This window comes from Vibrio sp. 10N.261.46.A3 (assembly GCF_041472995.1).
Lineage (GTDB): Bacteria > Pseudomonadota > Gammaproteobacteria > Enterobacterales > Vibrionaceae > Vibrio > Vibrio coralliirubri.
In genome coordinates this window covers 1-11,482 of the sequence record NZ_JBFRRH010000155.1, presented here as the reverse complement: position 1 = coordinate 11,482, position 11,482 = coordinate 1, and the positions used below count along the sequence as shown (strand labels likewise).

Sequence of the window (11,482 nt, the reverse complement as noted above, 5' to 3'; positions counted from 1 at the left end):
ATCACTTCGGAAGAGGCGGCCATTCTAGCGATTTAATTCTCAGTGTCAAACACTTATTTGGAATTAATTCCTACTTTCTAAAAGTAGAAGCGAATCATCGCTTAAAGCTAGTTGCCTTACTAACATTTCTCGCTGAAGCCTTGTGGCGTCTGCCGTGTCAGTGAGGCGGCATTATAGAGATGCCGCTCATATTGGCAAGCAATAAATGCGTTTTTTATTGAAAAAAGAGGTTAAGCGAAGACATTTCAACCAAGGGCTTATTTATACCACTTTCACCCCAAGTTTCGAACAAATTACCCACAACAACCTGTGGATAACTACTCTCCACTATCAAAAAAGTAAGATAAACGAGCCCTAGGGTTTAGATACTCGCGAACTTGTTCAGGTAATTTGCTTGGATGAACGGCATTTACGATTTTGATCTCTTTAATAAAGAGGTCAATGATCGGGGCTTGGGTTCTTGGTACGCTAGGATCATAGATAAGTACATTTGGATAAAGCATATGTTTAGCGTTAACGGATATCACAATCCCAATCGAATCATTTGAGAGCTGCACTACAGTTCCTGGTGGGTAGACTCCCATGAACTTAACTAATAGCCCCAAGTTATCTTGGCTATATAGATGCTTGCAGCTCTTATATAGGTGAGACAGTGCCAAATACGGGATCATTTGCTGAGATTGTGTTTTACCATGGCAAAGGTTATCAAATGCATTAGCCACAGCGACTATCTTGGCAAACTCATCAATCTCATGTTCTTTTAAGCCCTCGGGATAACCAGAACCATCATTCATCTCATGATGTTGAGCGATCACCTTTTTAGCACTTTCAGGAAAGTCATCAATTGCCGATACAATATCTGCACCGTATTTAGTATGAAGCTTCAGGTAGTTCTCTTCGGGCACCGTTAGTGCACTCTGCTTTCTTAATATCGCAGCTGGTATTTTGATCTTGCCTATATCATGGAACATTGCCGCGAAAGAGAGAGCTTTCAATTGCTGTGTATCATAGCCTTTAGCTTTACCTATCATCAATGCAACAACCGAAACGTTCAGTGTATGAAAGTAAAGGTCTTCGAAATCCGCTTTAGCATTCATAAGATGCAAGGTGACGTTATCATCGCTCACTAGGGTCTCAACGATATCATCAACAAGAGCCTTAACCTCCCCCACCGCATCTAAAGGTCTGTTACGGATCTTGGTCATCACAGAGCGCATACGAGCAAGCGAGCGTTCAAACTCTCTTTCGCAATGACTCACCTTACGGCGGTAAGAGCTAAGGGTTTCGATACGCTCATGCTTATCTTTCCACATTCTTTCCGTTTCAAGGCTTACCTGTGAATCAATATCGACTTCTTGTTCACCTACATGATTAACAGGTAAAGGTGAGGTATCACTTTGACTCAGGTTTATATAGACGTGCTTAATCCCAAGATGTCGAATTACTTTTACTTGAGCGTCATCTTTGATTTTAAAGCTGTTGAATAAAAATGGGTGTTCATTCCATTTTAGGGGGAGTCGTATATGCAGACCGGGCTGAATGCGATCTACGGTTATCTTTATGCTGCCCATTTTTATATATAATATTGATCAATAATCTCTATCTATAATTCTAATAAAACCAAGCAGCAATTTCACTATCCAATTTCACAGGCTCAACTTAAAGAATCACAGTGCACCATCCAACGTATACCAAACTTGTCTTCTACTTTGCCAAATCGAGCTCCCCAAAACGTATCTGCGAGTGGAGTCATTATCCGCCCTCCCTTCTTAAGCTTTTCAAAGATCTGCTCTTGAGTCGCGGTATCTTCAGTTACAAGAGAGAGAGCAAGATTGTTGCCTTCGAGTTCTTTTGCCTTAACACCATCAGACATCATCAGCTTCATACCAAACGCTTCGAACTCAGCATGCATAACCCAATCGGGTTGAGCTCCCTCTATTACCTGTGGTGCATCACTAAAAAGCTGCTTAGATAAAACCACACCACCAAAGCACTTGTGATAAAAATCCAAAGCTTCACTACAACGACCATCAAAAAATAAGTAAGGGGTTACTGTCAGCATATCTCTCTCCTCTGTTAGTCCTTTAAACATAGACAATTGAAGAGAGAATGATAGGTAACATCATGATTTAAGATAATTAATTCATTATCAGATCGAATAGCGAAGTGAAATTATGGGATTTAGGAATGAAACATCAAGATCTATCTGATTGAAGGGCAACTGCAGCGACACGATGGATTTCAAATTCACATACGTCCAAAACGACGAAAGGTCGCTATAAAAGCGACCTTTCTATGTTTGGTACCAGTTAGGCGGAATGATTGGACAGGCATTCCTGCCGCCACCGCGAAGGCAATGCTTCCTATACCCTAGATACAACAAAGCCCCGACCATTTCTGTTCAGGGCTTTATCTAAATATGGTACCGGTAGGCGACTTGACTGGGCTTGCATCCAAGCCGACACGCTGGACTTCAAATTCATAAACGCCTAAAACGACGAAAGGTCGCTATAAAAGCGACCTTTCTATGTTTGGTACCGGTAGGCGGACTTGAACCGCCACGCCCGAAGGCAACGGATTTTGAATCCGTCGTGTATACCAATTTCACCATACCGGCATTATCTTGGGGCATTGCCCTTTCGATGTTTGGCATTATACGTATGCGAACTGATGTGGCAAGTATAAAAACTTGAATTCATGTGTGTTTGCCGATAATTTCGCCACTAAGTCATAAGCTGTGCGTCATGTCTCTTTTCAGGCTAAGCCTTAAACTATATTCTGACGCCTCAATTTTTAAAGAAGTAATAACACATGACATCAACAAACACTCTGCCACCAGCAGGAGTCATGCGCCGATTTGGTGCCTTGTTCTACGACGCTCTGATCGTAATCGCTATTGAAATGTTGGCGGCTGGCGTCATTGTCGCTCTACTGCACGCACTCATGGCTCTCGGCATTTTTAACCACAGCGGATATGCCGATGTTAGTGACTTCTTAACCAACCATCCGATTTGGAGCCCTGCATACACCTTTTACTTAGTGGCCGTTTGGGTATATTTCTTCGTGTTCTTCTGGACTAGAGCTGGTCAGACTCTCGGCATGAGAGCTTGGAAGCTGCGCGTTCAAAACAAAGATGGCTCGGCTATCACAACAACTCAGGCGCTGATTCGTTTAGGTACTTCAGGTTTTGGACTGGCAAACCTATGTGTTCCATTCGATCCTGAAAAACGTGGCTTTCACGATATCTGGGCAAAGACTGAAGTCGTTGTGTTACCACAAGCACGATAATGTTATTTAAGTTAGCTCCAATCAAGATCAAAAAAGGAAGGCGTTATGCCTTCCTTTTTTCTATTTACAGTTTCCGCCTCAAGAGCATGATGGCAATTCCAAGGAACACCACGCTCGGGGCTATTGCGCCAAAGGCGGGCGGTATTTGATAAACCAAACTCACCGGGCCAAAGAACTCACTGGATATATAGAAGGTAAAGCCGGCAATAACACCTGACAGAATCCTCGCACCCATGGTCACGCTACGCAAAGGACCAAAGATAAACGACAGTGCCATCAACATCATAACCGCGATCGAAATTGGCTGAGTTATCTTTCTCCACAGCGCCAATTCATAGCGTGATGCGTCTTGCTCTGACGCCTTCAGGTAAGAAACATAATCATACAACCCACTTAACGATAGCTCTTCTGGCTTAACCGTTACGATAGCGAGCTTATCCGGAGCTAATGACGTTTCCCAAGAGTAAGTCGGTAAACTTTCTTTGGTAATTTGAAGCTCATTATCAAAAGACGTGATCTCTACGTCCTTCATCGTCCACACGTTGTCTCCAACGTAATCAACTTCGTCAGAGTAAATAGCTGTCTTAAGTGCCTTGTTTTCATCAAAGCGCCACATGTTCATGCCATATAGCTTCTGGTCATCGATTTTGACAATGAAGATGAAGTCATTGGCATCACGAGCCCAAACTCCACTTTGCGTCGAAATAATATTACCACCAGCAATCGAGATGGTTCTTAAATCACGAGCCATTTTCTGCGCTTGCGGTGCACCCCACTGACCAAGCAGTGTCACAACGATCATCAGTGGAATAGCCGTTTTAAGTACCGATAGGCCGATATCCAACTTAGAGAAACCAGCGGCCTGCATAACGACAAGCTCAGAGCTTGCAGCAAGCATACCAAGTCCAATCAATGCGCCAAGCAGTGCTGCCATTGGAAAGAACATTTCGATATCACGAGGGATACTCAGTAAAACAAAGTACAGCGCTTGTAATAGATCGTATGTACCACGGCCAACTTTTCTTAGCTGTTCTACATATTTGATGATCCCAGATAGACCAACAAACGTCACCAATACCAGTGATGTCGTTGCGATGATGGTTCTGCCTATATATAAATCGAGAATCTTAAACACGGCTTAAGCCAACCTCTTATTCTTGAATTTTTCTTTCAAACGCCTTACTGGCACGCTATCCATAAAGTTTGCACCAATCGCGACAAATAACAATAACGCATTGATTGGCCACATGCCGATTACCGCAGGAATGCTCCCCTCTTCGATTGAAGACTTGGTTGCACTGATTGCTAAGAAATAGGTGAGATAAATCAGTATTGCTGGGCCGATTTTCGCAAACCGACCTTGTCGAGGGTTAACTGCAGACAGTGGCACGACAAGCATGGTCAACAATGGAATACAAAGTACCAAAGAAATACGCCACTGCAACTCTGCTTTCGCACTATTGTTCGAGTTACCAATCAGTTCAAGTGTAGGAATCGCTTCCCAGTCTCGACCTTTCTTCTCAACTTCACGCTGACCAATCAGGCCTTCGTATTCTTCAAAGTGCGTCACCCTGTAGTCAAGGCGAGTCGGAATGCCTTCATGACGAGTGCCATCGTACATTACGATCACTTGGCGACCATCACTGAGCTCTTTTACATCACCCGACTTCGAGAACATCACACTTGGCAGTACAGAATCACGCGGACGCATTTGAGCAACGAACACATTTTCTAACTTATTACCGTCGATATCATCGATAAACACGACAGAAGAACCATCCGGCGTACCTTCAAACTTACCTTTTGGTAGCAAATCAACGCTGTTCTCTGCGGCTACTTCTTCATACATTTGTTCAACTTTGTCTTGTGACCAAGGAGATAACCAAAATGAGTTAAAGGCTGCAACAGATGCCGTAATTAAAGCGAGGTAAAGCGCAGATTGGATCAGGAATTTATTACCGATACCGGTGGCGTTCATGACCACTATTTCACTTTCAGCGTAAAGGCGGCCAAAAGTAAGCAAAATACCAATATAGATACTGAGTGGAAGCATCAATAAGCCCATCGCTGGCATATTTAAGCCAACAATCGACAATATAAGACTCGCAGGGATATCACCATCAGAGGCGTCCGCTAAAACACTGATGAATTTTTGGCTGAGAAACACGAGAAAGAGAACAAAAAAGATCGCAAATTGGCTCTTGATTGTCTCGCGGATCAAATATCTAACAATAATCACGCTCAAATTACCTATACAAAACTTGTTTTTTTGATTGAATCACTATAATTTCCCGTTGAACCTTTTATTTTTTTAAATTTTTAGCTAAGTGTTAGCGTTCTTCTTTAAGGTTAGTTCCATTATAGGATCCAACAAGTAAGAACCCATTATCTAACATTTAGTTCGATTTGTCTTCAGGATGTAGGAGTACGCATGGAGTTCAGTGTAAAAAGTGGCAGCCCAGAGAAACAGCGCAGCGCATGTATCGTTGTCGGTGTATTCGAACCGCGCCGCCTTTCTCCAGTAGCCGAGCAATTAGATAAGATTAGCGATGGCTACATTAGTTCACTGCTTCGTCGCGGTGATCTAGAGGGTAAACCTGGCCAGATGCTACTACTGCATCAAGTACCTGGTGTACTTTCAGAACGTGTTCTACTGGTAGGCTGTGGTAAAGAGCGTGAGCTAGGCGAGCGTCAATACAAAGAAATTATCCAAAAAACCATCAGCACACTAAACGAAACAGGTTCTATGGAAGCAGTATGTTTCCTTACAGAACTTCACGTTAAAGGTCGCGACACTTATTGGAAAGTTCGCCAAGCGGTAGAAGCGACTAAAGATGGTCTTTACACATTTGACCAATTCAAGAGCAACAAGCCAGAGACTCGTCGCCCACTACGTAAATTGGTATTCAACGTACCAACACGTCGCGAATTGAGCCTGGGTGAGAAAGCAATCTCTCACGGCCTTGCTATTGCTTCAGGTGTAAAAGCGTCTAAAGATCTAGGCAACATGCCACCAAACATCGCAAACCCTGCTTACCTTGCTTCTCAAGCTCGTCGTTTAGCCGACGATTACGAGACAGTGAAGACTAAGATCATTGGCGAAGAAGAGATGGAAAAACTGGGTATGACATCATACCTAGCAGTTGGCCGTGGCTCTAAAAATGAATCTATGATGTCTATCATGGAATACAAAGGCGCTCCGGATCCAGATGCGAAGCCGATTGTATTAGTAGGTAAAGGTCTGACTTTCGATTCAGGCGGTATCTCGCTTAAGCCTGGTGAAGGCATGGATGAGATGAAGTACGACATGTGTGGTGCGGCGTCTGTATTCGGTACAATGAAAGCACTGGCTAAGCTGAACCTGCCAATTAACGTGGTTGGTATCCTAGCAGGTTGTGAAAACATGCCAGGCAGCAATGCTTACCGTCCAGGTGATATCCTAACGACAATGTCAGGCCAAACGGTTGAAGTACTAAACACTGATGCTGAAGGTCGCTTGGTTCTATGTGATGCTCTAACTTACGTTGAGCGTTTTGAACCAGATTGTGTTGTCGATGTTGCTACCCTAACTGGCGCATGTGTTATCGCTCTAGGTCATCACATCAGTGGCGTTCTATCGAACCACAACCCACTTTCTCACGAACTTGTTAATGCTTCTGAGCAAGCAAGTGACCGTGCATGGCGTCTACCTATGGCAGACGAGTACCATGAGCAGCTAAACAGCCCATTCGCTGATATGGCGAACATCGGTGGCCGTCCTGGCGGCACAATTACTGCTGGTTGCTTCCTGTCTAAATTCACTAAGAAGTACCACTGGGCACACATCGACAGTGCTGGTACAGCTTGGAAGTCAGGCGCAGCGAAAGGCTCGACAGGTCGTCCTGTCTCAATGCTAGTCCAATTCTTATTGAACCGCAGCGGCCAAGAGACTGAAGAGCAATCTTCAAAATAATAAAAAGGGCCTACGGGCCCTTTTTTAATAAGCGCTATTTGTTAGACCCTGTTAACCAAGTAACATTGATATCCACGATTTTCAGTTCGAGTATTAAGTATGCAGACTGCTACATTTTACATTGTGCCTTCAGACAGCCCGCAAGCCAGCGAAGATGGTTTTGCTCACTATGTGCTGTTTCTTGCTCAGCACTTTGCAAAACAAGGCGCTAAACTTTATCTCAACTGTAATGACAAAGAGCATGCCGAGCGTATTGCTGAAGTTTTCTGGCAAGTCGAGCCCAGTGAGTTTATTGCGCACAACTTGGTTGGCGAAGGCCCGAAGTATTCAACCAACATCGAAATTGGCTATCAAGGCGTAAAACATAATTGGAATCGTCAGCTCGTAATTAATCTGGCCGATAATCATACAACCTTTGCGAACGCCTTTGCTCAGGTGATAGACTTCGTCCCTTGCGAAGAAAAAGCTAAGCAACTCGCTCGAGAAAGGTATAAAATTTACCGTCAGGCTGGATATCAGCTACAAACTATCGAGATTCAACATCCATAGTCAAACCTCATAGTTAAAGCTATCTTTGGATTTAGATTCAAGAAGCTTCACTTATGAAGTTTGACCACGATTAACCATTCACAGTATCCGTTTAAGAGCACTATGGAAAAGACATACAACCCAACATCAATCGAACAAGCTCTGTATAAGACTTGGGAAGAGAAAGGCTACTTTAAGCCACACGGTGACACATCAAAAGAAGCTTACAGCATCATGATCCCGCCACCGAACGTCACTGGCAGCCTACACATGGGTCACGCGTTCCAAGATACGATCATGGATACGCTTATCCGTGCTCAACGTATGAAAGGCAAAAACACGCTTTGGCAAGTGGGTACTGACCACGCTGGTATCGCAACTCAAATGGTTGTTGAGCGTAAGATTGCTGCTGAAGAAGGTAAAACAAAACACGACTACGGCCGTGAAGCTTTCATCGACAAGATCTGGGAATGGAAAGGCGAATCAGGTGGCACGATCACTCAACAACTTCGTCGTCTTGGTGCATCTGTAGATTGGGATCGTGAACGATTCACTATGGATGACGGCCTATCGGCTGCGACTCAAGAAGTGTTTGTTCGTCTATACGAAGAAGACCTAATCTACCGTGGTAAGCGTCTAGTAAACTGGGATCCTAAACTGCACACTGCAATCTCGGATCTTGAAGTTGAAAACAAAGACAAAAAAGGTTTCATGTGGCACTTCCGCTACCCGCTATCGAACGGTGTTAAAACCGCAGATGGTAAAGACTACATCGTTGTTGCGACTACTCGTCCTGAAACCATGCTTGGCGATACTGGTGTTGCTGTTAACCCAGAAGATCCTCGCTACAAAGATCTTATCGGCAAAGAAATCCTACTTCCTGTTGTAAACCGTCTTATCCCTATCGTAGGCGATGAGCACGCAGACATGGAAAAAGGCACGGGTTGTGTGAAGATCACTCCAGCTCATGACTTTAACGATTACGAAGTGGGTAAACGCAACAACCTACCGATGATCAACATCCTAACGTTCAACGCTGATATCCGTGATGCTGCTGAAGTCTTCACAACGAATGGCGAAGAAAGCGATGTTTACTCAACAGATATCCCCGCTAAGTACCAAGGCATGGAGCGTTTTGCTGCACGTAAAGCTATCGTTGCTGAATTCGATGAGCTTGGTCTTCTTGAAGAGATCAAAGATCACGACCTAACTGTCCCTTACGGCGACCGTGGTGGCGTGGTTATCGAACCAATGCTGACTGACCAATGGTACGTGCGCACAGCACCTCTTGCAGAACCTGCAGTTAAAGCCGTTGAAGATGGCCAAATCCAATTCGTACCTAAGCAGTACGAAAACATGTACTTCGCGTGGATGCGTGACGTGCAAGACTGGTGTATCTCTCGTCAACTTTGGTGGGGCCACCGTATCCCAGCATGGTACGACAACGATGGTAAAGTTTACGTAGGTCGCACTGAAGAAGAAGTTCGTGAAAAGAACAACCTAGCGCCTGTTGTTGTGCTTAAGCAAGACGACGACGTACTGGATACTTGGTTCTCTTCTGCACTTTGGACGTTCGGCACACAAGGCTGGCCTGAAGATACTGAAGCACTGAAAACATTCCACCCATCTGAAGTACTAGTATCTGGTTTTGATATTATCTTCTTCTGGGTTGCTCGTATGATCATGATGACCATGCACTTCGTGAAAGACGAAGATGGCAAGGCTCAAGTACCTTTCAAAACCGTTTACATGACGGGTCTTATCCGTGATGAAAACGGCGATAAGATGTCTAAGTCGAAAGGTAACGTACTTGACCCAATCGACATGATTGACGGCATCGGCCTTGAAGAGCTAGTAGAAAAGCGTTGTGGCAACATGATGCAACCTAAACTGGCTGCTAAGATCGAAAAAGCGACGCGTAAGACTTTCGAAAACGGTATCGAACCTTACGGTACTGATGCGCTGCGTTTCACTCTTGCTGCTATGGCTTCAACTGGCCGTGACATCAACTGGGACATGAAGCGTCTTGAAGGTTACCGTAACTTCTGTAACAAGCTATGGAACGCAAGCCGTTACGTACTGATGAACACAGAAGAGCACGACTGTGGCATGTCACTGTCTGTAGAAGACCGTGCAAACATGGAATTCTCTCTAGCAGACAAGTGGATTGAATCTCAGTTTGAAGTTGCAGCGAAAGAGTTTAACGCTCACCTAGACAACTACCGTCTAGACATGGCAGCAAACACGCTTTACGAATTCATCTGGAACCAATTCTGTGACTGGTACTTAGAGCTAACTAAACCTGTTCTTTGGAAGGGTACTGAAGCTCAACAACAAGCAACTCGTTACACGCTTATCACGGTTCTTGAGAAGACTCTGCGTCTTGCTCACCCTGTTCTTCCTTACATCACGGAATCTATCTGGCAGAGCGTTAAGCCGCTAGTAGATGGCGTTGAAGGCGAGACAATCATGACTCAAGCGCTTCCTCAGTTTAATGAAGCTAACTTCAATGCTGAGATCGTTGACGACATCGAATGGGTTAAGACTTTCATCACCGCTATCCGTAACCTACGTGCGGAATACGACATTGCACCAAGCCAAGGCTTAGAAGTAATGATCAAGGTTGCTGATGAGAAAGATGCAGCTCGTATCGAAGCAAACAAGATCGTTCTTACTTCTCTAGCGAAACTGGACGATATTAAAGTTCTAGCTGATGGTGAAGAGACTCCTGCTTGTGCAACTAAACTGGTTGGCAAATCTGAGTTGATGATCCCAATGGCGGGTCTTATCGACAAAGATGCTGAGCTTGCTCGTCTAGATAAAGAAGTCGCTAAGACTCACGGCGAGATTAAGCGTATCGAAGGTAAGCTAGGTAACGAAGGTTTCGTTGCTAAAGCACCAGAAGCCGTTATCGCGAAAGAGCGTGAAAAGCTTGAAGGCTACCAAGAGACTCTTGTGAAGCTTGAAGAGCAAAAAGCGACAATCGCTGCGCTTTAAAACCGAGTGAACGAGAAGGCTTCGAACTTCTCGCTCTAAATAGAAAGGTTGGTCTTGGTGACCAGCCTTTTTTTATGCCTCTGATTCCAATATTCCAATGCTTCTCACTCTAGCCGCACTGATTGATAGGTTTCATCTATCAAATTAATCTCTACTTCCCATTATACTTAATGATAATAATTCTCAATAATAGACCTATCGAAACAACACAACGATTGAGTAATTATCATGAAAAAGACACTAACCTTTGCTGCATTACATTTTACTATCGCATTTAGTGTCGCTTATGTACTAACAGGCGACATCTTAATTGGTAGCTTAATCGCTATGATTGAGCCTTCTGTGAATACTGTTGCCTTCTATTTTCATGAAAAGGCGTGGGCTCAAGTTCCAGCGCTTAAAGCTCGTCAGTGGATGACCAAATTAAAAACAGCAAGCTTTGCTACCATCCACTTTAGTGTTGCCTTTACCGTTGTCTACTTGTTGACTGGAGATGCTTTCATCGGCGGCGTGATGGCTTTGCTAGAGCCAACTTTAAATACAGTTGCTTACTACTTCCACGAGAAAGTCTGGTTACGAAAAGCTGAAAGCCAAACAGCACAAGCTCCGTTTTGCTTACACCAACACGCTTAATCTAAAGCTCAGTGAGTGATTGAAGTAACCTACATCGAAGAACAGAATTCAGCTTACCATTGACAAAGTTGCGCACCGCAATTA

The 11,482-nt window shown here is 44.2% G+C and carries 9 protein-coding genes and 1 tRNA gene; 5 read left to right on the top strand and 5 right to left on the bottom strand.

All coding sequences use genetic code 11. The features are described 5' to 3' along the window. Window positions 1–317: 317 nt before the first annotated feature. From AB4484_RS25415 to AB4484_RS25405, 3 genes are all read right to left on the bottom strand, one after another. The gene (locus tag AB4484_RS25415; RefSeq protein ID WP_372080910.1) at window positions 318–1,571 is read right to left on the bottom strand and encodes an HD-GYP domain-containing protein; all 1,254 of its coding nucleotides are present in this window, start codon (window positions 1,569–1,571) and stop codon (window positions 318–320) included. Window positions 1,572–1,654: 83 nt separating this feature from the next. Next, window positions 1,655–2,062, bottom strand: coding sequence for a VOC family protein (locus tag AB4484_RS25410; protein ID WP_048605864.1), 408 nt, complete (start codon window positions 2,060–2,062; stop codon window positions 1,655–1,657). 470 nt (window positions 2,063–2,532) lie between these two features. After that, window positions 2,533–2,617: transfer RNA gene (locus AB4484_RS25405), tRNA-Leu, on the bottom strand. 194 nt (window positions 2,618–2,811) lie between these two features. Between AB4484_RS25405 and AB4484_RS25400 the strand changes: the two genes are divergently transcribed. Further along, complete coding sequence (locus tag AB4484_RS25400; protein WP_048618668.1) at window positions 2,812–3,288, top strand: RDD family protein; 477 nt, start codon at window positions 2,812–2,814, stop codon at window positions 3,286–3,288. A gap of 64 nt (window positions 3,289–3,352) precedes the next feature. Here the strand turns inward: AB4484_RS25400 and lptG are convergent, their stop codons facing one another. Then, window positions 3,353–4,423, bottom strand: a complete 1,071-nt coding sequence (gene lptG / locus AB4484_RS25395) for an LPS export ABC transporter permease LptG (protein WP_102394275.1) — start codon at window positions 4,421–4,423, stop codon at window positions 3,353–3,355. Between the two features lie 3 nt (window positions 4,424–4,426). Then, a complete protein-coding gene (gene lptF / locus AB4484_RS25390) occupies window positions 4,427–5,527 on the bottom strand; it encodes an LPS export ABC transporter permease LptF (protein WP_017058937.1) in 1,101 nt (366 codons plus the stop codon). Window positions 5,528–5,719: 192 nt separating this feature from the next. On the opposite strand from lptF, the gene pepA reads away from it, so the two are divergent. The 4 genes from pepA to AB4484_RS25370 all read left to right on the top strand — a co-directional run bounded on the left by pepA (window position 5,720) and on the right by AB4484_RS25370 (window position 11,398). After that, window positions 5,720–7,240, top strand: a complete 1,521-nt coding sequence (pepA, locus tag AB4484_RS25385) for a leucyl aminopeptidase (RefSeq protein WP_017058936.1) — start codon at window positions 5,720–5,722, stop codon at window positions 7,238–7,240. A 99-nt stretch (window positions 7,241–7,339) separates the two neighbouring features. Further along, window positions 7,340–7,789 (top strand): DNA polymerase III subunit chi, encoded by a 450-nt coding sequence (locus AB4484_RS25380; protein ID WP_017071288.1) that lies wholly within the window; start codon window positions 7,340–7,342, stop codon window positions 7,787–7,789. A 102-nt stretch (window positions 7,790–7,891) separates the two neighbouring features. Then, window positions 7,892–10,765: a valine--tRNA ligase gene (locus AB4484_RS25375; protein WP_372080909.1), complete on the top strand. Its 2,874-nt coding sequence runs from the start codon at window positions 7,892–7,894 to the stop codon at window positions 10,763–10,765. 228 nt (window positions 10,766–10,993) lie between these two features. Continuing rightward, entirely contained in the window at window positions 10,994–11,398 is a 405-nt protein-coding gene (locus tag AB4484_RS25370) for a DUF2061 domain-containing protein (RefSeq protein WP_017063741.1), read from the top strand. The last annotated feature ends 84 nt before the right edge of the window (window positions 11,399–11,482 follow it).

Bases quoted from the DNA above. Each gene is read 5' to 3' on its own strand.
- AB4484_RS25370 (WP_017063741.1), top strand. From the start codon at position 10,994: ATGAAAAAGACACTAACCTTTGCTGCATTACATTTTACTATCGCATTT.
- AB4484_RS25410 (WP_048605864.1), bottom strand. From the start codon at position 2,062: ATGCTGACAGTAACCCCTTACTTATTTTTTGATGGTCGTTGTAGTGAA.
- AB4484_RS25415 (WP_372080910.1), bottom strand. From the start codon at position 1,571: ATGGGCAGCATAAAGATAACCGTAGATCGCATTCAGCCCGGTCTGCAT.
- AB4484_RS25380 (WP_017071288.1), top strand. From the start codon at position 7,340: ATGCAGACTGCTACATTTTACATTGTGCCTTCAGACAGCCCGCAAGCC.
- AB4484_RS25375 (WP_372080909.1), top strand. From the start codon at position 7,892: ATGGAAAAGACATACAACCCAACATCAATCGAACAAGCTCTGTATAAG.
- AB4484_RS25400 (WP_048618668.1), top strand. From the start codon at position 2,812: ATGACATCAACAAACACTCTGCCACCAGCAGGAGTCATGCGCCGATTT.
- pepA (WP_017058936.1), top strand. From the start codon at position 5,720: ATGGAGTTCAGTGTAAAAAGTGGCAGCCCAGAGAAACAGCGCAGCGCA.